Annotated in this window: 16 protein-coding genes, 2 pseudogenes and 1 riboswitch; of the genes and pseudogenes, 2 read left to right on the forward strand and 16 right to left on the reverse strand. The window is 44.8% G+C overall.

Going from position 1 to position 26,181, the window contains the following annotated elements; all coding sequences use genetic code 11:
* The 8 genes and pseudogenes from FGT79_RS08490 to sigK all read right to left on the reverse strand — a co-directional run.
* Positions 1-671: IPT/TIG domain-containing protein (locus tag FGT79_RS08490; RefSeq protein WP_212758530.1), on the reverse strand; the 671-nt coding region annotated here is incomplete at its 3' end.
* Positions 672-1,042: 371 nt separating this feature from the next.
* A complete protein-coding gene (locus FGT79_RS32235; protein ID WP_281285910.1) occupies positions 1,043-1,174 on the reverse strand; it encodes a hypothetical protein in 132 nt (43 codons plus the stop codon).
* 109 nt (positions 1,175-1,283) lie between these two features.
* The gene (locus FGT79_RS08495) at positions 1,284-1,703 is read right to left on the reverse strand and encodes a response regulator transcription factor (RefSeq protein WP_138752254.1); all 420 of its coding nucleotides are present in this window, start codon (positions 1,701-1,703) and stop codon (positions 1,284-1,286) included.
* Between the two features lie 361 nt (positions 1,704-2,064).
* Positions 2,065-2,549, reverse strand: a pseudogene (locus FGT79_RS08500) (sigma-70 family RNA polymerase sigma factor); the annotation flags it as partial.
* Positions 2,550-2,642: 93 nt separating this feature from the next.
* The gene (locus tag FGT79_RS08505; protein WP_138752255.1) at positions 2,643-3,224 is read right to left on the reverse strand and encodes a CPCC family cysteine-rich protein; all 582 of its coding nucleotides are present in this window, start codon (positions 3,222-3,224) and stop codon (positions 2,643-2,645) included.
* Between the two features lie 1,073 nt (positions 3,225-4,297).
* Positions 4,298-4,699, reverse strand: a complete 402-nt coding sequence (locus FGT79_RS08515) for a hypothetical protein (RefSeq protein ID WP_138752257.1) — start codon at positions 4,697-4,699, stop codon at positions 4,298-4,300.
* Between the two features lie 469 nt (positions 4,700-5,168).
* A pseudogene (locus FGT79_RS08520) lies at positions 5,169-6,510 on the reverse strand (transposase).
* A 204-nt stretch (positions 6,511-6,714) separates the two neighbouring features.
* Complete coding sequence (gene sigK / locus FGT79_RS08525) at positions 6,715-7,416, reverse strand: RNA polymerase sporulation sigma factor SigK (RefSeq protein ID WP_138752258.1); 702 nt, start codon at positions 7,414-7,416, stop codon at positions 6,715-6,717.
* A gap of 417 nt (positions 7,417-7,833) precedes the next feature.
* On the opposite strand from sigK, the gene FGT79_RS08530 reads away from it, so the two are divergent.
* Positions 7,834-9,801, forward strand: a complete 1,968-nt coding sequence (locus tag FGT79_RS08530; RefSeq protein ID WP_138752259.1) for an AraC family transcriptional regulator — start codon at positions 7,834-7,836, stop codon at positions 9,799-9,801.
* 153 nt (positions 9,802-9,954) lie between these two features.
* On the opposite strand, the gene FGT79_RS08535 is transcribed toward FGT79_RS08530, so the two are convergent.
* From FGT79_RS08535 to FGT79_RS08570, 8 genes are all read right to left on the reverse strand, one after another.
* A complete protein-coding gene (locus FGT79_RS08535; protein WP_425465011.1) occupies positions 9,955-10,302 on the reverse strand; it encodes a hypothetical protein in 348 nt (115 codons plus the stop codon).
* A 78-nt stretch (positions 10,303-10,380) separates the two neighbouring features.
* The gene (locus FGT79_RS08540) at positions 10,381-11,352 is read right to left on the reverse strand and encodes an ABC transporter permease (protein WP_138752261.1); all 972 of its coding nucleotides are present in this window, start codon (positions 11,350-11,352) and stop codon (positions 10,381-10,383) included.
* Positions 11,345-12,256, reverse strand: coding sequence for an ABC transporter ATP-binding protein (locus FGT79_RS08545; RefSeq protein ID WP_138752262.1), 912 nt, complete (start codon positions 12,254-12,256; stop codon positions 11,345-11,347). Before FGT79_RS08545 ends, FGT79_RS08540 begins: the two co-directional genes overlap by 8 nt.
* On the reverse strand, positions 12,253-13,056 hold the full coding sequence (locus FGT79_RS08550; protein ID WP_138752263.1) for an SGNH/GDSL hydrolase family protein: 804 nt from the start codon (positions 13,054-13,056) through the stop codon (positions 12,253-12,255). Before FGT79_RS08550 ends, FGT79_RS08545 begins: the two co-directional genes overlap by 4 nt.
* A gap of 33 nt (positions 13,057-13,089) precedes the next feature.
* The gene (locus FGT79_RS08555) at positions 13,090-13,818 is read right to left on the reverse strand and encodes a uracil-DNA glycosylase family protein (RefSeq protein WP_138752264.1); all 729 of its coding nucleotides are present in this window, start codon (positions 13,816-13,818) and stop codon (positions 13,090-13,092) included.
* A gap of 28 nt (positions 13,819-13,846) precedes the next feature.
* Positions 13,847-15,628 (reverse strand): glycerophosphodiester phosphodiesterase, encoded by a 1,782-nt coding sequence (locus tag FGT79_RS08560; protein WP_138752265.1) that lies wholly within the window; start codon positions 15,626-15,628, stop codon positions 13,847-13,849.
* A gap of 238 nt (positions 15,629-15,866) precedes the next feature.
* The gene (locus tag FGT79_RS08565) at positions 15,867-18,008 is read right to left on the reverse strand and encodes a right-handed parallel beta-helix repeat-containing protein (protein ID WP_138752266.1); all 2,142 of its coding nucleotides are present in this window, start codon (positions 18,006-18,008) and stop codon (positions 15,867-15,869) included.
* Positions 18,009-18,324: 316 nt separating this feature from the next.
* Positions 18,325-25,302: a DUF4430 domain-containing protein gene (locus tag FGT79_RS08570; RefSeq protein WP_138752267.1), complete on the reverse strand. Its 6,978-nt coding sequence runs from the start codon at positions 25,300-25,302 to the stop codon at positions 18,325-18,327.
* A gap of 175 nt (positions 25,303-25,477) precedes the next feature.
* Positions 25,478-25,681: riboswitch (cobalamin riboswitch) on the reverse strand.
* Between the two features lie 181 nt (positions 25,682-25,862).
* Between FGT79_RS08570 and FGT79_RS08575 the strand changes: the two genes are divergently transcribed.
* A complete protein-coding gene (locus FGT79_RS08575; RefSeq protein ID WP_425465012.1) occupies positions 25,863-26,177 on the forward strand; it encodes a YnfA family protein in 315 nt (104 codons plus the stop codon).
* The last annotated feature ends 4 nt before the right edge of the window (positions 26,178-26,181 follow it).

A 26,181-nucleotide genomic window follows, 5' to 3' on the forward strand; every position in this document is an offset into this window, starting at 1 on the left:
GTCGTCGGGCCCGCCGTCGGCGAAATACTAGTGATCGTCGGCGCAGCTATGAACGTATACTGGTCCGCCACCGATGTCGCTGATGTGCCGCCCGCCGTTGTTACCCTCACGTCTACAGTTCCCGAGCCAGCCGGAGCCGTTGCTGTGATTTGCGTTGCTGAATTTACAGTAAAGCCCGTCGCCGCCGTTCCTCCAAACGTCACCGCTGTTGCACCAGACAGATTCGTACCGGTCAAAATGACGGTCGTGCCTCCAATCGTCGGGCCCGCCGTCGGCGAAATACTAGTGATCGTCGGCGCAGCTATGAACGTATACTGGTCCGCCGCCGATGTCGCTGATGTGCCGCCCGCCGTCGTTACCCTTACGTCTACCGTTCCCGCACTACCCGCCGGAGCCGTTGCTGTGATTTGCGTTGCTGAATTTACGGTAAAGCCCGTCGCCGCTGTTGCACCAAACGTCACCGCTGTTGCACCAGACAGATTCGTACCAGTCAACGTGACGGTCGTTCCTCCGGAAGTCGGACCCGCCGTCGGCGAAATGCTTGTGATTGCTGGCTCGGTTGCCGCAAAGGCCGCAGTCGCGCCTACAGCTAGCTGTATCACAGGAAGGAACAACAACAAGAAACTCATCAGTAACTTAGATATCCTCTTCTTATTCTGTTTCTCTTTCATTTTGAAATCAACCTCTCTTGCCTAGAATGTATTTTATATTAATATGAAGAGTACAAATTCGTCCGGGTCAACCAATTCTGAGAAATCTCGCATTTGTTTCATTGGAATTGCCTTATGCAATTGTTACCCCAACTCCAAAACAATCTATTTGAATCGATCTGTCGAAACCACAATGGTTTACACAAGCCTCAACTCCTATATTTCGACAAGTATACTAGTAAATTGTACTTGCAGGGCCAGACAGTGTCTAGCAAAAATTTACATTCTATTAGTTATAGTAACAAAATCTAGATAAAAAAATATCAAGAGTTCACAAAATCTTCATAAGTTATAACCTGATTCTTAGTTATAACCTTGAAAAATATCGGAATTCAGATAAGAACCTCCCTTGATGCAGATACTTGAATCCCTCTGTCGAACAGCCCGTTCCATCCGCCTTGTACCATCAACATCGCTAAGATAATAGACGTTACTTTCCTACTTGCTCGAAATCTTGTACTCATGTCGTTTTCTCCTCCATACCACGATTGAATTCGGACATAAGTATAGGTCCCAAGCCATAAAAAAAACACTAACCAAAGTTAGTGTTTCGCAAATATTGTAGAAAAAAGTCTAATTTATGAGTGCTAACTCCTTTGCACGGGCAATTGCCTGACTTCTTCTTTTAACGCCCAGTTTTCCGTATATATGATGTATATAACTTTTAACTGTCCCTTCTGTTAATCCGAATCGATAGGCAATTTCCTTACTCGTCAATCCATCTGTCAGCGCGTACAGGATCTCCGTTTCACAATTCGTCAGTGATTCGAATAACAGCTGTGAAGCTTTCGCAGAAGTTGATGACGGATCATCTGTTGGAACGATTGGTGAATAACTTTGGCTGCCAGCTTCATCTAATGATTTCACATACATCATTCGGGCAATCATTTGCTCCAGCATGACCCGTATTTCTTGAGTGAAAACGCCGGCTATGAGACTGTTCTCCAAGTAAAGTGCGAATGGCGTTAGTCCTCCTGTGAAAAGAACAGGCATACATAGTACGGATTGGGACTGGTTTCTACGAATAGAGGATCAGCGGAATAGGAGCTGTGCAAAGCATTCACAAGTATTACAGATTCACCTGTTTTCAGTACATAACGGACAAAAGATTCACTGTTCGAAGCTCCGCTGTTATCGCTCAACGAGCCTTCCTTTTCAACGGCGTAGCTCTCTCCCTCGCTACCCACAATAAATCCCTTTTCCGTACCATAATAGCGGACTGCAAGGTCCAGGAATTGGTCCATTGTATGACAATGGTCTAGTGAACTTATCCATTCAAGCTGCTGTTTGTATGGCCTATTGTCCGCAGTAAGCCAAGACGTGGATTCAGCCTTGATTTCGATTGCTCTAGGCTTGCAAACTCCCGCTGCGTCCTCTCATTCCACCATGCTCCAGCCCGAAGTGGCCAATGACGACTTCCTTCTCACGGTCATCGAGTATATCCATATTATTATATATCTTTGACTTCTCAATCTTAAGCTGCACCTTATCCACGATATCATCGGCCTCAGTACCAAGGATATCAATTACCGTAATTTCATTTCCTTCCTTGTCTGTGCCAATCGGATCATGCAGCGATACGTCCTTGCTCGTCTTCTTCAATGTTCTCCAGTGCATAAGTATTTCGTTCTCAATACAGCGAGCCGCGAACGTCGCGAGCTTCGTGCCTTTTCCAGTCTGAAAGCTCTCGATGGCTTTGATCAATCCAATCGTCCCGATCGAGATCAAGTCCTCGAAATCCTCACCTGTATTATCAAATTTTTTGACGATGTTTACCACAACACGATGTAAATGAACAAACGTATTCTTATCACTATCGTTATATAGATAAGCTAAGATGGTATTTGTTCCTACTGAAAATACTAAATTGGATTTAATCGTCACTCAACTCCTCAATAAAAAAACGCCTCAGAGATAATCCCTGAAGCGTGACTACTTACAAAACATTTTTATGTCATTTAAAGCTGACTGAGCATGTCCTCTAACAAATTCACTCTCATCATTCAAGGCATCATTAACTTGTACAAACTCCCCATTATCCACATTTAATGTTAGGGAAAGCAAGCCTCTCACTGTTGTCTCTGGGTTATCGTAATTAATTAGGTTTATGATTTCTTGATTTTTCTCTATGTTATTGCTGTAGTCTTCTGTACTTTCGTGAACAATATCATCTAGTGCCTTTTCCAAGAAATCGATTTCCTGCAATATTTGTTGAGCAGATTCATTATTTGCGGTCCTAAGTTTTTCAAATGCATTAATTAAACTTATCTTTGTTTGAAATTCTTTATTCGTTCGATCTAGCATTCTTCGTTTATCTCTATACATAATGTAATATTTTTCAAGGTTCTCCCGAGCCTCTGTAAGAGAATAATTTTGATTTGGACCGCCCCAAACTTTATTTGCGTGGGGGTCATCTTGTCCATCATCTTCCCAATTACATAAACAACAAATCTCCCAACCTCGTCTTTCTTCTAGTGTGGGATAACCGCAACAGGGACAATTATGCCGATTCATTTGGCACTTACCTTTCTTTTTCAGTTGGGCTGACCACAACTAGCACATAGCTTTGCGTTTGATGTTCTCAATGGCTTGCCACAATATCGGCAAGGTTCGCCAAATAAAGATATCTGATGATGCATAATTGCATTATAATGAACGCCTGAAACACCAGTTATTTTTTCGTATTCCTTTACGACAGGACTAAATCTCTCATCCATAGATATCTGTTCTAATGATAGCCCATGCGCTTGCCTAAACTCCTTATTTGCTTTCATACAATCACCATACAACTTATGAATCCGAGAATATTCTCCTTCATCTAACATAGGCATTTCACAGTTACAACGCCAACACCACATTATTTTCATAGTTTGTTACTCCATAGTCTCTTGTGACTTTTCAGCAAGAGTTTTGATTTCTAAAATCTTAATAGGTAAAATTCAACAATAAATACAAGATAATCTCCACACGGAGCAGACAACCATTTGTTACAGGAGGGACAGAACTCATTATCATATTTATCGAAATAGATAATTACACTCCAACAGTTTTCACAATGACTATTCGGAACAATCGCCGCGCCGATATGAAAATAATCATCAATTATTACTTATCACTCTTCATCATCAACTCTTATTTTCACAAACTCAACTTTTTAGATAAAATCGTGTATTGTGCCTCATTTCTATAGTACCATAACACGCACACCTAATGACCAATCATGACCTCTCACAAAAGAAAAGCCCCCTCAAAATGAGGAGGCTAGACACCTTTGCATCTGATATATTAATCTTTCCGAACTAACAGTGGACAGCACTCCACATGTTGGAATGAGCAGAGTCAAGGCAAATAATCAAAGAGGGGTGCCCTGAATCCAATAGTTCACAGCCTTCAGGGCACCCCTCTTACCACTGATCTGATGTCACTCGTTCGATCACTACAAGCTGATGCAGCGTACGAATGAATTCGACCGCCGCTTGCGCTCGTTTCTTCGAAAGCATGATCTGCTCCTGTTTAGTCGCATCTTAACTCCAGCTTCATATTGCCTGCTTTATCACCCGTTACAATACTGGCGTTTAAGCCCCATCTCACCTCAGTGAGGCATACTTGCTCGATCGAACGAACTCGCGATGGGTTTCCTGAATCGAGTTCGTACGCATCAGTAGCTCCTCGGAACCACCATGCTTCAGTTGCCCGGCAATCTGCATCAGCTTGTATGTTTTGTAATAGTTCGCATCCGCTTTGCTACGACTATGCTGCAATGCGCCCTCATACGCTTGGCGTTCCATCGAGAGGCTCATTGCTTGATCATACAAACTGGGATCATGTCTCTGCAAGTAGTTCATTTCGTCGGTGCGCAGCTTCTTACCCAGCATGAGTATATTTCGAATAGATGTCAACTGCGTCTGATCCTTCGTCGCATGTGCGTCCTTCCTTTGCTGCATCGCTTTGAAATAATCACTGACCGACTGCATGGGTTTTACATTCACGCTATCCCCCCCTAATTACAAATGTCATCACATGCATCGATGCCTTGGTCCAAGTATCCGGCTGCATCTACCTTCTCACATGACAGCTAACTCTTTTTCGCCAAAAACCTACAATTATTACTTCTAATTTATCATGGTAGATTGTGCTATATATGAAATGTAAAGAAAACTTTATGTTCGCGCTTGCAACGCACCAACGGCAACTAGCATATTACCTGTCCCCTGAATCGTAACATTTCTCTGAGGATTGGCGGGGTCAGTTTTTGTGGACCAGCCCAGCCATCAGATAAACCATACGCTGAACAATCATCACACTTAAAAGCCGAAAATCAGCATAAAACACCTGTAAATTGCGAAGCACTGAAGAACTTATGATTTTTCGATGAGCCCATGTGGTCGGCAAAAAAATGCGACACCAGATCCGGATTTCCGGTTGGTGTCGCATTTTTCACGGCTTTTCGCTGCGTTATTAATCTGCCAGCTTCAGGATTCGTTTTAAGTTTACTGCAAATATCGCCATTGCCCCTTGTATTTGCATACCTAACAGACCCGAGGAATCGGCAACGTCGTACCCGTGCCGATTCTTAAGTTCGCTGTTTTTGGCCTCAATCTTATATCGTTCTTTTGCTTTTTCTTTGAAGTACTCCGTCTCTTGAAAAGCCATTTGCTCGGTATGCACGTCGGATTTTATACTCACGGAATACGTTTTCGTTTTGGCTCCTTCTTTATAGAAACCTTCTTTAAAAGGACATTTCTTACAAAGCTCAACATCGAAATAATACGTGTTAACCTGATTGGCTCCTACCCTCTTCTTGCCCGTTCGTGCTCTACGAATCGCCATATTGCCCGCTTGGCATACATACATGCCTGCGTCTTTGTTGAATTCAAATTCGTCTTCCTTCTTGCGTGCGCCTTGGGTAATCTGCGGGTGAAGCCTGGAGATGAGCGCCTGCAGTTGCTTGCCGTCGTGCTTCTCTCCGGTTGTGATAATGGCCGCCGTAATGATTCCTTCTTCCGTCATAGCGATATGTGTCTTGTACCCAAAACGAAGTATCCGCGCTTTTATGACCAACACGAGCGTCCTGATCTTCCGAAATGCGCAACTGCTGGGCGTCATCTTCAACGGTTTCTTTGAGCAAGTTCAACGGCTCTGTGATCTTGGGCAGTAACGGGATTCCTAACTTGTTTTCGGTCGTCTCTATGAGTTTCTGACAATAGTCGATCTCTGCTTCGAGCGTATCCACCGCGTTCTTCGCAGGTAGCTTGGACTTTAGCGACTCGTCGATGGTATAAATGGCTTTTCGCAATTTTCGGAAACGGTCCTGTAAAATTTCTCGGGGGGATTTCTGGTTGTACCGTGCTTTCGTGTGCGTCGCATCTACGATGATGGATGTGCTTTTTAGAATACCTTGTGCATGAGCGAGCTCGACTGTTTTACCAATGAGCAAATCCAGCAGATTCATATCTTTCAACCGTAATTTACGGAACTTGGTTAAGGAACTCGAATCGATAACCGGCTCTTCCGGCGCCATTTGAAGAAAGTATTTGATGGACATGTCGTCCTGAGAACGCTCGACGAGGTCTGCATCCGACAGCTCGAAAATGGCTTTCAAAAGCAAATATTTAAACATCCGCACTGGATCAATGGCGTTGCGTCCGTTGTCCAGACAGTAGTTCGATTTCAATTCGTCGTAGACGAAGGAGAAATCCACCAACTCGTTGATCTGCCGCAGCATTTTATCCTTAGGCACAATGAGGTCATATAGTGCCGTGTAAGGGCTGAACGCAAATGAGATTTGAGGCTGGAACAAGGGCTTCACGCCTTTCGCTATAATAGGCTAATTATACAGTAAAAAAGGCACTGCCCCTCAATGAGTTTGAGGAACAGTACCTTCTTTGATTAAAAGACTTTTTCAGTGGCCTCCACAAGGTGGTGACATCTTTATTTGTATAGAATGGACTTTAATTGAGTCCTAGGCTTTATCAGTTTCAGCAATTATGTCTATAGTCATCAATCAACGCTTCGCCTTATAAAACTCATGATAAAGCTTCATAAGCGCCCTTTTCTCTATCCGCGAAACATAGCTCCGCGAAATCCCAAGTTCCTTCGCAATCTCCCGCTGCGTCCGCTCATCCCCGCCATGCTCCAGCCCGAAGCGGCCAATGACAACTTCCTTCTCCCGATCATCGAGTATATCCAAGTTCTTATAAATCTTACTCTTCTCAATCTTCAGCTGCACCTTATCCACGATATCATCAGCCTCCGTGCCGAGGATATCGATCAACGTAATCTCATTGCCTTCCTTATCCGTGCCAATCGGATCGTGCAGCGATACGTCCTTGCGCGTCTTCTTCAATGACCGCAGATGCATAAGTATTTCGTTCTCAATACAGCGAGCCGCGAACGTCGCGAGCTTCGTGCCTTTTCCAGTCTGAAAGCTCTCGATTGCCTTGATCAGCCCAATTGTCCCAATCGAGATCAAGTCCTCAAGATCCTCACCTGTATTATCGAATTTTTTCACGATGTGAGCAACTAATCGGAGATTGTGCTCAATAAGTAAATTACGGGATCGCTGGTTGCCTTCGGCCATCAGCTGTAGGTGTTTGGACTCCTCTTCCTCTTGAAGAGGTTGGGGAAAGGCGTTGTTTTTGACATAGGAGACGAGCAATGAGAGCTGTTTAATGAAAAGCGCAATCGCTGAGAATAATCCAGGCATTTACCGTACACCCCCGCGTTGTATTGCCACAGATCTTTTTCCCTGAGAGGTCTTTTGATCCGGGCGAACATGAAGTCTGTTCTTTATTGTATGTGGGTAGCCGCCTAGAAGTGCATGTACGTTGAAACCTATATTATTCACTTGTTACTCACAGTCTTGTGCCATTGTGTCCTTCACATTGCATAATGCCATTAACCATCGAGATAAGACGATAAATCTGAGGCTTGCTAAACGCCAAACGAAGCGTCAAAATAAACTTGACGATGCTTAAGTCTACGGATTCCGTGAAATCGGGACTGACTAATAAACCCGTGATTCCCTATCACATTTTTTGCAAGAGTCTAGTAATATGATTATAATAACCTCACTAGATCTAAGGCTGGCTTCAGCAGCCCACGGAAGGAAGACAACTCTCTATTGAAAGCAACTGTGAATGTACAAGAGCACATACTGGTCTGGAATAATGCAGCGCTCAAAATCATAGATGTACGACATATCAGCATACAAGCCGGCGAGTGCGTACGCCCTTACCTGCTCCCTGCCAGTGCCTTTCTGTACGTAACGCAAGGCAGTGCAACTATGATTTTGGACGGAAATGAGCATGCTGCTAAGCGTTTCTATATGCTTCATGGGGGCAAGGGCAGCAGTCTAGACATCATCCTAACGGATGAATCCTTTCATTATTACTTAATTTTCTACAAAGCCTCCTTACCACGATCTGGTGAGCAGCATACAGATCGGCAATCGCCATTCCAGCTTCAGTACGGCTTTATTCCGCTCCACCCTGCCATCCTCTACGAACTGGCTGAGCGTATGCTGCGCGAATGGCTTGCACAAGGACGTTTGGAACGGCTCCATGTGAAAACACTATTTTATCAATTTGTATATGAGCTGCTTCGGCAAATGGATCAACAGCAAGTCAGCATCGTTAAGCCTAACCTTACCTCTCAGCTTATTCGCTATATGCAGGAGCACTATGCCGAGCCGCTGACCCGTGAGACACTCGCGCAAACTTTTCACTACAGCGTACCCTATCTGTCCAAGCATTTCCGGCGCGAAACTGGCGCAAGTATAATCGATTACTTCATCCGCATTAGGATGGACAAAGCAGGAGCGCTTCTGCAACAGACCGATCTATCTCTGCCAGAGATCGCAGTTAGCGTCGGATACACAGACGTGTCCTATTTCATCAGAATGTTTAAAAAGCATAACGGAGCAACACCAAAGCAATTTAAGGATAAGTCCTTAAAAGAAGCGAGAGGCTCTTATCGTCCTATCATTAGGCTCGGATCATCTATTGTTCCGCGCAGACTTCGTCGTTATATTGATATTAAGGATGATAATCATTATCAATATGGTGAAAGAGGAGATTTACAAATGCATAGAAGCAAACTACCTGTAGGAATTACGTTTTTGCTATGCCTAACACTATTGCTTAGCGCATGCTCCGGACCAACGAACTCGAATGGAGGGACTGGCACAAGCAATACGCTTAGCCCAACTGCAGGCGCAGAGAATAATGCAAGCAACACAGCAATTGGAAATACAACCGGCAGCTCGGAGATGATAACTTATTCCGCTGTTAACGGCGAGGTGCAAATTCCCAAAAACCCTCAAAGGATTGTAATGGTAGCTGGAGCCTTCACCGGACATTTACTAGCGCTTGGCCTAAAGCCTGTCGGAACCGGTGATGAGTCCTTTAACAGCTATACAGAAGGCAAGCTGGACGGCGTTGTCAACATCGGCAACGATGTACCCTACGAGAAAATATTGGAGCTGCAGCCGGATTTAGTTGTAGTCTGGAACGACCCTGAAACGATCGAGAAGCTGTCCAAAATCGCACCGACCGTCGCTGTTGAATACGGAATACCTCTACGCGAGCAATTAATGGATTTCGGCAAGATGACGGGCAGAGAAGAGCAGGCGAAAGCCTGGATTTCTGAGTGGGACGCTAAAATCGCCGAATACAAACCAATCGTGCAGCAAGCAGTTGGTGATCGCACTGTTTCAATCTTCGATTCGGGAAGCGCTAAGGAATTTTATGCCTACGGTAGTTTTGGCAGAGGTGGGGACATTATTTATAGTGAGTTCGGTCTGAAGGCACCGCCGATTATTCAGAAGGAAGCCATCGACAGCGGCCAGGGCTGGGCCAAGCTTTCCCTTGAGCTATTGCCAGAATATGCAGGAGATTTTATCTTTATTAGTGGTTGGACAGGCGAGGACAATGCGGCTCCGATTTTTGAAGGCAGTATCTGGGATAGCCTCCCAGCTGTCAAAAATAATCACGTTTATCATGAGAACAGCCGCGGCTTCGTGTTAAGTGATCCGATTTCGTTAGAAGCCCAGCTTAAGTTTGTTGTAGACAGCTTAACCAAAACGGAATAAAATTCAGTAATCTCAAGGTTTGTGAGAGGTGAGGAGCATTCCTCACCTTTTTGCGTTTTTCTAGGGTCCCACTCACTTGGGGCCGGTCTGATTATGTTACCACCACCGTCCAGCGGTGAAAGTATCCTGTTGCGCGATCCATCTCCACCTCGGTTATTTCTTATCCACCTGAAGCAGTTTAACCGTTTTCGTAGCGTATGTATCCTTGATTTTTTCTTCTGTAATAACATTTAGCTTGATCAGACTCGCGATTTTGGATGTATCCGGCTTGGATAACATCCGCCATAACGCAGCATCAGGCAGCGCTTCGTAAAGCTTATTCTCATCGTACTCCTTGCGCTCTTGTACGACAATTTTCACTTTATGGCTGCCGATCTCCAGCTCCCCTGTTTCCTGCTCCGTCAAATGCGCCAATATTTGATTGCGCAGCTCGGATAGCTCCTGCTCTATTTCTTTTTGCTTTTGTTTTTGCTGATAGTATCTGCGAACAGTCTTGTCCATCATCATCACGCTCCTCTTCTAGTTCATGCATATGAAGAGAAGCGGCATTTTAGGACAAAATGACCCCAGAAGTACGTATTAATAAATATCTTTCCTCATGAACACGGTGAAGGAAACGATCAGTGAGCCCAGCATCCATACAGCCAGCACTGATAAGGAGAATCCAAGTGTCATGCCATCAATGGGCGGCGCCGAGCCGCTCACATAATCCATGAGTCCAAGGTTAACCATGAACAAGTATTTGGCCGACTCCCAAGAGGAAACCATATTGCTCAGAATGGCTCCTGATATTAGGCATGCCAGCATTGTCCCCATACCTGCCGCGCTGCTTCTCATGAGAATAGAGAGCATGAATGACAACGTCCCCACGACGACGGATATGAACCACGCAAGTCCGAATTGCTGAATAATGTATTGCCACTGAGATACGAGTCGCACGCCCGATATGTCCAGCTCGCCGCCTTGCGACGAGAAGCCAGTCAGTACGGGAGCCGACCAGCCTTGATTGCCGAACATGACCGCCGATACCAGATAGGATAGTGAGCCGAACAGGAAGATAACGATCGATACGGATAAAATAAGCGCAATATATTTGCTTAGCAATATTTTGAACCGGCTTACAGGACGAGTCAGCAGCAGCTTGATCGTGCCCATACTTCTCTCAGAAGAAACGATGTCCACAGCGATAATCATAACGAGCAGCGGCAGAAACAGCTCGGCGGAATTTTGCACGAACCCACGAATGAACGTAGGCGCTCCCGGCTGAGCAGGATTAATATTATTGTCCAAGTAGTATTGGGACTGCTTAATCTGAATCTGGAATTGCTCGCGCCATTGCCCTGCACTGCTCAGCCTGTTCTGCATATCGACGATTTGCTGCTGCAGCTCGGTACGCCAGTCCGTCGTACCGATTCTCTCCAGAATCGACTCAGCCTCTTTCGACTGTGCGTAGGTAAACATAGAGAGCAACACAATAATAATGATAGCAATGATCATAAAACGACGTTTGCCCATCAGTTTGGTCATTTCATTCTGAACAAGATTAATCAATGGATTCGCCTCCTGTCAGCTCAAGGAACAGATCCTCAAGCGCCGGCAATCTGCGGTTCATCTCCAGCACAGTAACCCCTGCCTCAACCAGCCTGCGGTTCCAGCCCCCAACCTCATGCTCGATATAAGATGTGGTCACGGACTCCTCTGTTTCGTTAACAATAGCCGTCAACTCACGCAGAATAGCTTTGCCTTGATCAATTGGATCAAGCCGCCATACGAGGCGTTCTTCGCTGGATAATAGAGCCTCAACAGAATCGACTCGAACGATTTCTCCTTTGGAGACAATGGCAACTCGATCGCACATCAACTGAATCTCATGCAGCAAATGACTCGATACAAGCACTGTTAATCCTTCTTCCTCTGCCAAGAAACGAATAAAAGAACGCATTTCTCGAATTCCTGACGGATCTAGTCCATTCGTCGGCTCATCCAGAATCAGCACATCCGGCTTGCCAAGCAGCGCCTGGGCAATGCCAAGACGCTGACGCATGCCGAGGGAGTAGGTGCTCACTTTATCGTTCATGCGGTCCTGCATCCCGACCAATTGCACAACCTCATCAATTCTGGATTGCGTGATCCCGCTGATCATCACAGCGAAGTGTCGCAAATTATCCATTCCGCTTAGAAACGGATACAGCTCCGGATTCTCAACGATACAGCCCAAATGCCTCATCGCTTTCGTGAAATGCTTCGAAATATCCAGACCGCATATATGAATCGAACCTGAAGTAGGCTTAATTAAGCCGACAAGCATCCGAATGGTCGTCGTTTTTCCTGCGCCGTTCGGTCCCAAGAAGCCGAACACCTCGCCACGCTTCAGCTCGAAGCTCAAATCTTTAATAATCGTCCGCTTGCCGATCACCTTCCGCAGTCCTTGCACAGATAACGTTATGTCACTCATGGCTGTCCTCCTTGTTCTGCTCCTGTTATCAATGCGGCTACCCGTTCAGCCATACGCGAATACCCTTTTTCGTTCGGGTGAAAATGATCCGTAAACAACAACTCATTCACATTCTGTTGGAACAAATCATAGGTCGGAACATAGACGGTCTTCGCATCCTTAGCCAGCAGCTCTGCCGCTTTGTAATTCCAGCCTCTGACCACCTCTGATAATTGCTCCCCATTCTCAAACTCGCTGAACGGATTGTACAAGCCAAGCAAGTAAACCGTTGCTTCCGTATTGACAGCACGAATGCCTGAGAGAATCTCTTGCAGATTTAGCAAATAACGATCCTCTAGCGCACGGATGCTTGCCTCTGAAACATCAGACAGTGTTTGTCCACCTAGGAAGAGATCATTACCGCCAATTGTCATCATGATAACATCTGCTTGACCAAGCTGCCTTCCAACCTCTTTCTCCTTCATTTGATCCGCAAGGAGTGGAGCAGTTAAACCTTTGATACCCAAATTGATAAGTGAAATATCCTTGCCCGCGGCCTTCAAGCGATCGCTGACATAACCAACATAACCTTTGCCTTCAATATCACCGGTTCCTCTCGTTAATGAATCGCCTAACGCGACAATTTTGAGTACTGACGTCTCTTCGGTGGTTTCAACAGGTTCATCCGTGCTGGGAGAAATCGACGCCGAGCTCGGCTTCCCAATCAGATAATCCTTTAACGTCCATCCTAAGCCGAATAGCCATAGTAGACAGGCTAGTGACGCAAAGATGGTTAAAAAACGTACCTTTTTACTGTGCATCGTCCATTATTCCCCGCTTTCAATTATCGTGCTCTAGCTGCTGAACCAGCGGCTGACTTTCTGTTCCATGCTTGTCCTGAATTGCTCAAATTGCTTCTTGCGATGGCCATTCGCCCCAGATGGATGCGGCATGTCGAACAAGCAGCGATCTTTGCTTATCCGTCCCCTCGAGGCGAATGCTTGCACAACCTCTGAGACCGCTTTGCCGAGCGGAATGACAAGCGCATCTTGGCAGGCAGTCAGCTCTGGAAGAAAAATATCCTCTGCATAACGATAAAGGACATCCGACTTCAGAATGGACGGACTGTGTCCTGTATAATTGTTGCCATGCTGGAACACTGGATACCGAATGGCTGAAGTTGTATGCAGCAGGTCTCTTCTTTCCTCGAAAAGCAGCCCGCAGTTGTCGATACCTAGTCCCTTCGCAAGCCCGATCACATCAAGCATTTCGATCAAATTTCTTCTCATAGATCCGGCGAAGCTCGCAAGCTTCTTTGCTCGCTGATCAATAAGCTCAATCGCTACTCCGCTAAGCAGATCGTCACGGGCACTACGGATCGCAAGCTCCATCTGGGTGAAGCCCGGCGTAATGCCGATAATCATAACCTTAGCCTGTGAATTCACATATTCGTATGGCACGTAATAGATGGACATGCCTGGCTCTTCATATAAACGCAGTTCGCTTACAAACAACTGTTCTTTGGACAAGCTGCCCTGCGGGAGCGACATCAGGAAGGTTCTGTATTTCTCAACTTGGGTCATCTGCTTATGCTCCCTTCCAAGGCCCGCTTTATAAATTAACCTCAACCAAATTATGTGCGCGTGCTGGGTAATCTGTTATAATACCGTCGATCTCAAATTTAAGCACTTCTTTCAGGTTCCGCTCGCTGTTCACCGTCCACACCCATACCTCGCGTCCTCGTTTGTGTGCACGTTCTACGAACCCTTGCGTCAGCATAACCTGCTCAATCGTGTAGAAATCAACGTCTAACAGCGAGAGGTCGCCTACTGCAAAATATAAAATTTGGCCAATCCGAATGTCTGGATTCAGCAGTCTGATTTGCTGAAGCGTCTGCCTGTCGAATGATTGAATATAGCATTCCTCTACCATGTCGAATTGCTCGATTAATGCCACTACCTCGCGAGCGAGCTCCTCGCCAGAACCGTACGGCTTCAGATCAACGATTAGCTTCGCCTTGCCCTGCACCTCAGCCAGCACCTCAGCCAGCATGGGAATCCGATCTACCTCCCCGTCATCGATACTACCCGTCCCGATGTTCAGCTTGGCAACCTCGTCATAGGTCAGCTCATTCACACGCTTAGGAAGTCCGGTCATTCGCTGTAGATTATAGTCATGATGAAGCACGACGACGCCGTCCTTCGTAAGCTGCACATCGATTTCAACCGCATCAATGCCCTGTTCTACCGAGCTTCTAACAGCTCTGAGCGAATTTTCCGGCGCTGCAGCAGTATCACCGCGATGCGCGGATAAGAGTACGCTCCATTTCACATAAACCAAATTATCATTCGCCGCATAACTAACCGTAAGCGTCAGAGCCAAATAGACGACTGCTACAGTCAAATAGAGGACACGAGTGCGCGTTCTTCCCTCCAGATAAACATACATACGCTTCTCCAATGGACCAAGCCAGCGGCTTTTGTATAAACGAAGCTGGTCGAATGGCCTAACCCCAGACTGTCTATTGAATTGATAATAGAGCCTAGTCAGAAAGATCACATTGATTGGTACGAGCAGCAAAGCAAACATATAGGTAAGAACCGTCGACAGCGTTAACGAATATTGGTTCGTAATCACCTTCAGCACATTGTTATCCAGCCACGACGGTAAATAAGCAATAGAGGAGATGGTAACGAATCCAAGCAGAAACACAATCGCATTCAGTAAAAAAAGATTAATGAAGATCGACAGTCGCTTCCCCTTCGTCAACTGCAGGCTGCTTCTAATTGAAGCTGTTATCGATTTGTTCTCGATCATTATGAAATGAAGAACAAATATCCAGCGAAGCACTGTATAGATACCAGCGAGAAACAATAGACCGTAAACAGTGAGCATCATTAGGGATGACCCCCATATGCGGCTGTTGAGAAAGATCGGAACGTTAAACTGGGAGTATAACGAAGAAGATAGCGGTGAATCAATAAACGGCACAAGAAACAACAGGAAGAACAGCAATTGAATCATCCCGAAGCCGAAGAGCTTTGGCGTTTGTCTAAGTGTCGTTAGAACCGCATCTGAAATTAATACACTTTTACCGAAATAATGCTGCTGTGCGATTGTGATGATGACACCAAACTCTATAAATAGCACCAGCATCGCAACGAAGCAGATTGCAATTAGCCCGGCCACACCTGCATAGCTGAGTCCGATTTTGTAGAATTCTCCGTTCAGCACCGAACCCGATCCAACCACACGAATGATACGGTTGAATATAAACGAAATAATCGGGATAATGACGAAGCTGGTCAGCAGCATGAACAAATATTCGAACAACAGATGCTTTTTGTATGTGGTACGGAAATCACGAATACTTCTATTCAAGCGTTGAAGCATAATTTTTTCATCCTGTTCCTTTTATTGTGATGAATAATGGGTCGTTCAGGCTATACCAATATCCCCACATATCTATTATAACGATGAACATACCCCCGCGTCGAATCGAGCCATTTTGTATCAAAAAACACCGGTCCTCTTCGCAGGGAAGAAGACAGGTGTTCGATTACTTCGTATACCTTCAGAACTGAACGATGCTGAACTCGCAGCGGTTGCTTAAGGCTTTCTAGGTATCTATTTAAGGATTCAGACTATTATTTGTAAGCTTATCGTTTTTCTTATGAAGCAGCTTTGCAGTATACAAGGTGTTATTCTCTATAACGTATGCAGGCGCTCCTGTACCTGCATACAAAGTGGCAATGCCAATGGCGGCTACGTTTGTTCGGATCGTATTCCCGCGTATGACTGCTTTGAGAACGTCATGCTTCTCATTGCGCTTCCAAATATCGTTGATGCGAATCACTTCTGTTTTATTCGAGGTTAGTTGCTGCGCCGTAATATCATTGTTCTCCAATAGAACATTGCGAGCCGCTTGAATACTAATTGCCTGCGCGTTGCCTAATAGCTCGAAGCTTGAATTCTTGATCGTCACATCCAGCTTAGGATGCTCGCCGAGCAACAGGATATGCAGCGTCTCCGGCGATTGGAACGAGCAGCCATCAAATACATATTTGCCTGCTTGGGTCAGATTAATCGAGCCATACTTCCCATCGCTCGGCGCACCTTCGAATACGCAATTGTTGTATGTCGCTGGAGGCAGCGCCAAACCGTAATCCGTGTTGTAGCCGATTACCTTCAGATTATCGAATACGGAGCCTTCAGCAGCACCTCCCGAAACGACGCGCAGCTTACCTTTTCCGTTAATCGTAACGTTCTTCAAGCGAATCGGCTTGCCCCATAGGGATAGACCTGAGTCGTTTTTGTCATTGTTGTTAATCGTTACATTCGAAACGCTAACCCCGAATGCTTTATTCGAGCTTATCGCAAACATGGAGTCTGTAAATTCCATGCCGTCAATCTTAATGTTGGGACCATTAATCGTCGTATAGGAGTCATTCATTTTGTTATTGATGAACGTTGCGTCATGAGCAGCGACAATACGCGTTCCGTCAAAATGGTTGTTTCTGATTGTCGCTCCAGTGAACGGATCTGAGATGGCAAGTCCGATGGCACCTTTCGAGGCGAAATGATTGCCCTCCACAATAGCATTTCGGCCATCATATAGAATCAGATCGTAGGAAGCATTATCATAGAACTCGTTATTTCTAATCGTAATATCGCTGTTGCGATTGCCATTTTCACCGAAACCGCCCTCGAGATCAATACCAGACTGAGGCAGTGTCCCCTTCATATGATGGAGCTTATTATTTTCAATAAGTACGCGGTCTGCCCCGCCAACCGTAATGCCTTGTCTGCGGTTATAGGCGAACTCCGAATTTTTAACCACAACATCTTTACTGACGACACGGTTCCAGAACTCCAAGTATGCGCCTTTCTTGTTTGCTTGCTCGAATACGAGATGGAACTGAGTCGCCCCTTCAGGAATTTGAATAAGGTCCCTGACCTTTACTTTCTTAAGCTTTTTTAGAAAAGTTCCATTTGCCTTATAGAAGATAAGATCGAATGTATTCGGCAGCTTGACTGCATTGCTCAGTTCAAACTCCCTCTCGGCTTTGAAGATAGCGTGGGTAAGCGCAAGCGGCTTTCTCGTACGAACTTTTTTCGCGTTTGATATATTTTTACCCTTATCATCAATATCGCCGAAGATGAAATGTCCTTCATACAGGTCCTGTATGAGCGTATCCTTGCCACCTAATATGAGGCCGTCTCCAGTGAAATTAATCGCCTTCACACCATCGATCATTACCTTGTTAGCCCCTTGAGTGAATATGCCATAACCGCCTTCATGCGTGCCAGGGGTATAGCTATGCTCTTTTTTGGAATAGTCATGCGTTTCCTTGTCTCCGATATATGTTCCGCCTTTAAGAGTTACGTTGTGGATACCATATCCTACATACATGAGCGTATAGTTCTCTTTGGCGTTCGTTTCCTTCTTCAGCACTGCATCCATTGGGAGTTCAAACACCATATTGCTAACCATATTAATTTGGCTTTCTTTATCAATCAAATAAATGCCAGTGGGCAATGTCGTCGTTGTTTTCCCATTTTGAGCGGCCCATTGCAGTGCTTTGTTGATACCTTTAGTCGTTTCTACAGGATGCGTGCCATCGTTGTGAATACCGAATTTGACAAGCTCAATGACATAATAAGCTTGTGATTGTGAAGCTTGATTTAACTCGCTCGCAGCTACGAAACCATTAGGCTGCAGCACATACGAAATACTAAGCAGCAGTGTCACCAACAACTTTACAATTTGCAATACAAACCTCCTCGATTCTGCCCTTATCTGTCTCAAGAGCAATGAGCTGCCCTAGCTTTCTATTCAATATACCATTGATAGTATTCTTAATAAAGAACAGATACCCAATTAATGTTCGTTGCAGCAAAAATAGTTCTAATTTCCCAGGTAATAATGAGCGCATCTTTAAACAAAAACCGATTCAACTACTGCCTACGCTATTTATAAAATAAAAATGGCTGAACAGGCGTAATGCCTGTTCAGCCATTCCAAAAATTAAATCCTAACCATCTGTGATCAACATCGCGTTGATGGTACTGCCGCTTCTTATTCTTAGTTAAGCAGCCGGCTGTTTAAGAAGCTTGTCGGCTACTACAGCTGCCATTTCTCTTGTCACAGCTGACTTAGGATCAAAGTTACCGTTAGATCCTTGCATGAAGCCATTCGTGTAAACCGCATTGACATAGTCTTTCGCAGTCGTATGAATCGTAGATGCATCCTTGAAAGGAAGCGGTTCTGTGCTGCCTTTTAGCGAAAACGCTTTGGCAATCATAATCGCCATTTCCTGTCTGGTGACAGCTTGATTCGGTTTAAACGTGTCTGATGTAATGCCTTGAATAATACCAAGCTCTTTGGCGCGCATAATCGCTCCGAAATACCAAGCGCCAGACTGAACATCTTTGAACACTTGTGCTGAATTGTTCGCTGGTGTTTCTCCTAGCAAATTGACCAACAAGGTAGCAAACTCTGCTCTTGTCATCTGTTTCTTCGGATCAAAGCGCAGCTCTGTGCCGCTTACGCCGACCATCACTTTTGCGTCGAATACGCGGTATACCGCGTCATAAGCCCAAGCTGAGATCAGCTTATTGTCGACAAACAGCTGCTTCACACTAGTTAAAGAAGTATCTGCTGCAATATCATACAAAGATGGTTGAAGCTTGTTGAATCTGTCATACGCAACCAATGCGAGCAAAGCTTGCTCCGTTGCCATACTATCTGTTGTTTGCCCAATCACATGAGCGAAGCCGCCATCCTCTTGACGGAAGCTGAGCAAACTTGTGAGAAGATCACCGTTTTTCTTCAAGAAGCTTGTTTCGAGCGGGCTAATACCAGCAGAAGTTAATGCGATAATGACTTGAGCAACGCTCTCGCTGTTTTCTTCGCCGTAAGACTTGAAGCCGCCACTTACTTGCTGCTCGGCAGAAATCCATTTCACAGCTTTATCGATTGCGCTCTTCACATTTTCTTGTGCTTGATATGGAGCAAGTGCACTGATCGCCATCGCTGTAATATCGATGTTGTCATCGCCCTTCGATGCCAATGGGAATGCGCCGCTTGTATTCTGTTGGCTAAGCAGCCAGTCTACGAGCTTCGCACGCGTCCATAGTGCATTTGCAGGCACTTCATATTTCCCACTATCCAGAGCTAGCAAGGCAAATATCGGTCCATTCGTACCTTGATTTGTCATGCTTGCATGATTATAAATGCTCTCGATCAAATTAAAGCCTGCAAATTTAGTTGCATCTTCGCCTGCTGCACGAAGAGCAATGGCAATTCGCTCTGCATCTGTTACTTTGCGGAACTGGCCTTTGGATTCTTTCAATTGATTCTCCAATTGAACGAGATAGCTAGCAGGAACTTTGCTTCCTGATCTTAGCAAAGCAAGTGCTTCCCATTCGGAGAAGCTGCTGCTGAGCAAGATTTGTTTAGAAGCAGACTGTATCTCGCTCGTAACATCTGTATTGTTCGTAGCAATCTTGCTGCGGTCTACAACGGCATATTTCGTGAAATGTGTTGTTTTCCCCGTTATCGTGCCATCTTTCAAATTAAGCACGGCTGGAATGGGAATCCATTGGCCGGTTTTCTCATTCAACCAAACAATCGTTAGATCATTTGGATTTGTCGTTTGTACAGGTACTTTAAATTGAATGTACACCGGGCTCTGGAAAGCATTTCCGCCATTCGTAAATTCAAATACAGCGGAAACGAGCTCACTGCGTTTAATCGATAATTGTTCAATATTAATCGTTGTTTGATTTTTTAACGCTCCCGCTGGCACTACCAGTTTCACTTTGGAATCTGCGTCTTGAATGACCGTTTCGCTATTCGGTGCTCCGCTTTGACTAAGTTTGATTATGGACTTATTCAATAGCTTGATCAGCTCCGCAATCTCCGTCGCCGTCATTGGTGTACTTGCGTTAATTGTATTTGTTGCTTGACCTGTTTTTCCAATCGGGTTCGTATTGTTTGCAGGTAATGCTATTTTATCAAGTTCATTGCTCACATCCTGTGGAACTGCACCAGACACCGCCGGAAGCGTAGTGCCCGTGTTCCCTCCAGAAGGAGGAGTACTTACTCCATCAGTCGTATAGCTCCATGCGACCACATCATTCGGCTGTAAAGTATAGCTTCCTGCACTGTAATTCGGAAATACACCATTTACGCTGTATAACCATCCGCTTAGAGGACCACGATCGAATTCAGCAAGTCCATCAATTTCTTCCACATACAACGTGCTTCCTGTACCGCGAGACTTAACTGATGCACCTAATTCACGTTTAAGAACAGAGAATGGCGTATCGCCAGGCTGCAGCTGAACCGATTTCGATGGAACAATTGTTCCTTTCTGACTATCACCTTTTACACTAATCGTTACAGACTGAGTTGGGGTAACTGGAGCAGACTGTACCATTATCGAGAATGATTGACGGACAACGCTAGGCGCTTCATCCGTATTGTATTGCGTAATAACGCCGCTTTGTGTACCTGTTGTTGCAAGTCCATCGTTAAAGACGGCTTTTCCAGTTGCATTAGTTATGGCCGATTTGCTGCCGAAAGCAACCTTTGCCCCTACTACCGGCGTAATAATAGCTTCGTTCGCAGTCCAATCCCATGTTTCTTTGGTAACCAATACCGAGAAATCCTGACCTACTATCGGATTTGCCGGGCTAACGACAACCTCACTTACCAGTTGCGTGTTGAAATCCCCGTAATAAACCAATACATGATCTGTAGATTGAAGCTCGAATTCTCCCGCTCCAACTGGTGGAATAATCCATTGACCATCCCGTTTTATTGCAAAGTTCCAACCGTCATATCCACCATAAATTCCGTTTGCAATATGATCTATAGAATCAATAGCGAGACCAAAGGAGTAACTTTTAACACCAAACTGTTTTCCAGTAGACCCTGTGAATCGTTGCAGAGCATCAAGTGCTGTCACACCTTGAATGCTGCCTTCACTGACAAGACCTTGCGGGCCCTCTACTGTAATGACCGCATCTACCAAACCATTGCCTACAGAAGATGCTTCTTCTTTATTTTTTGCATATTTCCATATAACGACATCATTTGGTTCAAGTTTATATTCTGCTGCACTGTAATTACCAATTACTCCGTTAACGAAGTAATTCCAGCCACTTAATGGTCCAAGATCCAGCTCAGAAAGACCGTCAATCGCCGAAACGGACAATGCAGATCCTGTACCGATTGAGATGACCTTATCTCCTAATTCACGTTTAAGAATGCTGAATGCCGTTTCATTTTCTTGAATTTTATACGTTTTTGAGCTTAAAATGGTACCTTTCTCGTCATCGCCTACTACTTTTAGCGTTACAAAACGGCTAATCTCATTTGGATCAGCTGGAAGTACAGTTAGTTCAAACGCTTGACGAACAACGCTAGGTGCTCCATCTGTAGTATATTGTGTAATAACACCGATTTGTGTACCGGCTGTTGCAAGCCCTCCATAGAAGACAGCTTCTCCATCCGTATTGGTTATGGCCGTTTTGCTGCCAAATGCAATTTTCGCTCCAACTGCTGGCGTAATAATCGCTTCGTTGTTAGTCCAATCCCACGTTTCCTTGGTTACCAGTACCGATAAATCCTTACCTACTTTAGGATCTGCCGAACTAACTGCAACCTCACTTACCAGTTGCGTGTTGAAATCCCCGTAATAAACCAATACATGATCTGTAGATTGAAGCTCGAATTCTCCAGCTCCAACTGGTGGATAAATCCATTGACCGTCTCGATTTATTGCATAATTCCAACCGTCATATCCACCATAAATTCCGGATGAAATATAATCTATGGAATCTAACGCTAGTCCAAAGGAGAAACTCTTAACAGCAAACTGCTTCCCTTCATTTTCTGTGAAGCGTTGCAGAGCATCAAGTGCTGTCACACCTTGAATGCTACCTTCGCTAATAACTCCTTGTGGACCCTCTATGGCAAGTGAAACGTCAGTTACACCGGTATCTATTTCTATTTCTTTTGTATAATCTAATGTATAAATCCATGTCACGACGTCATTAGGCTGTAGCGTGTAAGCGCCAGCGCCCACATCTAGAAGAACACCGTTTACTGCTACAAGCCAGCCGCTATTATCTCCGCGATCAAATGCAGCAAGCCCATCAATGGATGAGACATACACAGAAGCTCCCGTTCCACTTGATAAAACCTTATCTCCTAATTCTCGTTTCAAAATGCTAAATGCTGTATCATGTTCAAAACGTTTATAGGTTTTGGAGTTTACTATCATGCCTTTCTCGTCATCGCCAACTACTTTCAGCGTAACAAATGTATCGACAGCCGTTGGATCCGCTGGTGCTATCGTTACATTAAATTTATGCCTGACTATGCTAGGCGCACCGTCAGCAACATATTTCGTAACGACGCCGCTCTGTATACCAACTGAGGTCAATCCGCCATAGAAAACGGCTTCCCCATCCGCATTTGTTGTGGCCGTTTTGTTCCCAAAAGCAACCGATGCTCCTGCGACCGGAGTTTTGACTACTTGATTCGTGTTCCAATCCAGTGTTTCCTTATTGACTTGAATCGTAAAATCTTGGCCTACTCTTGGTTCTGACGGGCTAACGACAACCGTATTTACATACTGTGTATTGAAGTCACCGTAATAAACAAGAAGATGATCAGCTGGCAGGAGCTCAAATTCAGCAATGCCTATTGCAGGATAAATCCATTCACCGCCGCGTTTGACAGCATATTGCCATCCATCATAGCCGCCGTAAGTGGCTTCACTAATGCCCTCGACTGTTTTCAAATATTTCCCATATGAAGAATCTGCAATTTGCAACGTAACATTGTTCTCATCTGCAAAAAGCTCCAATGCATCCAAAGCAAATGCGCCTTTTGTATGACCTTCTGCAATTAAGGCTTGAGGACCTTCAATATTGATGGTGATATCAGATGGAAATTGTACACCTGGCATCGTTTTTCCAGCAAATTGATAGAGCTTCTGGTCATCTACGAACAAACGATAAGCAACGAGTGCTTGCAGAGCCTGTTCAGTAGCAAGGCCATTGCTTGTGCCAGGCAGCAAGTGAGCAAATCCACCATCAGTTTGTGCAAAGCTAAACAGCTTATCAAGCAGGTTTATACCGTTTTTTGTATAAGCAGCACTTGTGGGATCAATACCGAATGCGGAAAGCCCAATAATGGCCTGCGATACACTTTCACTGCTTTCGCCGCCATAACCGCCATGAGGTTGTTGGTTAAGAGTGAGCCATGCTACTGCTTTCTCGCCAGCCGTTTTCACAGTGGCTTGATCCTTGTAAGGTGCCAGTGCAATTAGCGTCATCGCTGTTAAATCGGCATCACTTGATCCGCTTAACGAAAAGCCTCCATCTGACTTCTGGGATTGGAGGATGTTCTCCAACAGCTTATCGCGAGTCCATTCAGCATCAGCTGGAACCTGGTATGCAAGAGAATCTAATGCAATGAGGCTGTATACAGGCCCATTGACACCTTGATTCGTCATTCTTGCATTGTTGTAAATTTTCTCAATGAAATTATAGCCTTCGAAGCTTGTGGCATCGTAGCCGAGTGCAGAGATCGCAATCGCATAACGAGCATAATCGGTAACTCTGGTAAATGTACCATTTGCGTTTTTCAAGTCTGTTACTAGCTGATTATAGTAAAGGGCTGGCACCTTTTTACGAGCTTGGGCCATTCCGACAGCCTGCCACTCCGATGCAACACCTTGACTCTTGATATAGTTTGTTGTTTTCTCTACAGCAACATCTACTTTATCAGTGCTTTTAAGAATAGATAAATAGTAAATTTTCGGCTCACTGGTTCCTGTTTGGGCAATGACCCTCACAAGACGAGGCTCCTTCGCACTTAGGGTTATCTCTTTATTTATTTGAGTATTTGCTGCTCCTCTAGTGTCGTTAACAAATATTTGATCAATTGTCTGATCTGCATTTGCTGTTATTTTGATCGAATCTGCATCTACCTGAATATCTTGATATACATAGACGCTGTCCTGTATCGATACCGTTTTTGAGCCTGAACCGCTTTTAACACCAGTTAGCGTGATAGAGCTTAAGCTTGGTGTTTGACCAACCGTGTTATCTGATTCATGCATTTGTAAAGATGTAACCTCTGGACTAACTTCACCCAACGCACCGCCGTCTATTTGAACAGCTGTATGTACTTTAATAAAGTCTACAGAATCCAGATTAGCTGGTAGGCCATCCTCATCAACAGCCCAGCTAATATCTATGCCTTCACCCTTTGCAGGGGCAGCAATGTATGGATTCCCAGCAATATTGTAAGGAGCAGAACCATTAGAATGTACATCCGTATATCCGAATGCTGTTTTTCGTTTAGTAATTTTCACGCCTGAATACGTATGAGTTACATTATTTAATGGCGTAATTGAGAGTGGATAGTTTGCTGGAATTGGATAATAGGCATGCTTATTATATATGTTCGTTTTAATTTCGCCTGTTCCTCCGTAGTTATCCACCCAAGGAATATTCACACCATTAGCAACGGTAAATTCCGGATCTGGGTTCGTATACGTTACTGTATAATCCCAGATGGTCGAGTCCTCATAATGCTCAGAGCCAGCGATATTGTACCATTTGCCTGGCTTTCCGGTACCATCATCTTGAGCCACTGCAATACCGCCAGGCTCCTCGGAATTATTGAATGCATTACCGTATAAAGTAAAATCCACCCCATAAGGATGATTATTGTCGTTTAGCACGGAAGAATCAGTTTTGATTATAATACTCCCGCCAAAACCGCCAAGGGATATGCCATCTGACAAACTCGTATTATCCCAAGTCAGGTTAAGATCATTTATTCCACCGAAACCAGTCGTATTGGCAAACTGTCCTGGTGCCGGCAACGCATGATAGATCGTAAACGGACCTAACTTAGGATTCGCGTCAGACGCTGCTGCAGCCTGCGATGGCAGAAAAGCGGAGCTCGCTGCCGAAATAAATAAGGTTAAGCTCAAAACCAAAGCCAACCACTTTCGAGAAAAATGTTGCTTTCTCATTATTAACCCTCTTTCTCCTATAAATTATGTTCCAACAAATAAAAGCCGCCCTTGGGGGACGGCTTTCAATAAACATGCTTACAAGCATGCGAACACACAAACAATCAGCATTCAGACGTAACAATTACGTTCAAATGGCTCATTCTACTGTTTCTTGTTCTCACCACCCGAAGAACTCGAAACGAAGAAATTGGCAGGTCTCCTGGCTTATGATTCATTGGTGTTCGCCGCCTTCCCAGATTCGAATGTATCCAGTGGCTTATTACACGAAAACCTCATCATTTACAGTGGCGGGACCGCGACGGGCTTGCACCGTTCTTCCCTATTAAGTTCTATTCCTTCTTTCGAAGAAAAGAACACCAAATTTCTTTCATGATATTTATTTGTCCTAAAGATCATACAAGGAATGTTATTCATTTGTCTATAACAAACTGTACCAATATACAACAATTCATTGAAGAATAATATGATATACTCATAACACCATTTGAATAGGCATTCCTACCTCTACAATGACCTACACTTACAGCTTAAAGGAGCACATCCTCTTGTTCATCACAATGATTCTATTTATCCTTGCCGGGCTAGCTGAAATTGGCGGGGGCTACTTGGTTTGGCTCTGGCTGCGAGAATCAAGGCCAATATGGTACGGCGTTATCGGCAGCATTATCCTTATGGCGTACGGTATCATTCCCACCTTGCAGAGCTTCCCAGCCTTCGGACGCGTATATGCCGCATACGGCGGTGTATTTATCATATTGGCAGTGCTCTGGGGATGGCTGGTTGATAAAAAAACGCCGGATTTCTACGATTGGCTTGGTGCAGCCATCTGTATCATCGGCGTTTCCATTATGCTATGGGCTCCTCGAAGCTGAATCG

The sequence above is a fragment of the Paenibacillus sinopodophylli genome (assembly GCF_005930355.1).
Taxonomy (GTDB): Bacteria; Bacillota; Bacilli; order Paenibacillales; family Paenibacillaceae; genus Pristimantibacillus; species Pristimantibacillus sinopodophylli.

What these genes read in the sequence shown, in the direction of transcription:
- FGT79_RS32235 (WP_281285910.1), bottom strand. Translation starts at nt 1,174, where the DNA reads ATGAGTACAAGATTTCGAGCAAGTAGGAAAGTAACGTCTATTATCTTA.
- FGT79_RS08495 (WP_138752254.1), bottom strand. Translation starts at nt 1,703, where the DNA reads ATGCCTGTTCTTTTCACAGGAGGACTAACGCCATTCGCACTTTACTTG.
- FGT79_RS08505 (WP_138752255.1), bottom strand. Translation starts at nt 3,224, where the DNA reads ATGAATCGGCATAATTGTCCCTGTTGCGGTTATCCCACACTAGAAGAA.
- sigK (WP_138752258.1), bottom strand. Translation starts at nt 7,416, where the DNA reads ATGCCTGGATTATTCTCAGCGATTGCGCTTTTCATTAAACAGCTCTCA.
- FGT79_RS08535 (WP_425465011.1), bottom strand. Translation starts at nt 10,302, where the DNA reads ATGGACAAGACTGTTCGCAGATACTATCAGCAAAAACAAAAGCAAAAA.
- FGT79_RS08545 (WP_138752262.1), bottom strand. Translation starts at nt 12,256, where the DNA reads ATGAGTGACATAACGTTATCTGTGCAAGGACTGCGGAAGGTGATCGGC.
- FGT79_RS08550 (WP_138752263.1), bottom strand. Translation starts at nt 13,056, where the DNA reads ATGCACAGTAAAAAGGTACGTTTTTTAACCATCTTTGCGTCACTAGCC.
- FGT79_RS08555 (WP_138752264.1), bottom strand. Translation starts at nt 13,818, where the DNA reads ATGACCCAAGTTGAGAAATACAGAACCTTCCTGATGTCGCTCCCGCAG.
- FGT79_RS08560 (WP_138752265.1), bottom strand. Translation starts at nt 15,628, where the DNA reads ATGCTTCAACGCTTGAATAGAAGTATTCGTGATTTCCGTACCACATAC.
- FGT79_RS08570 (WP_138752267.1), bottom strand. Translation starts at nt 25,302, where the DNA reads ATGAGAAAGCAACATTTTTCTCGAAAGTGGTTGGCTTTGGTTTTGAGC.
- FGT79_RS08575 (WP_425465012.1), top strand. Translation starts at nt 25,863, where the DNA reads ATGATTCTATTTATCCTTGCCGGGCTAGCTGAAATTGGCGGGGGCTAC.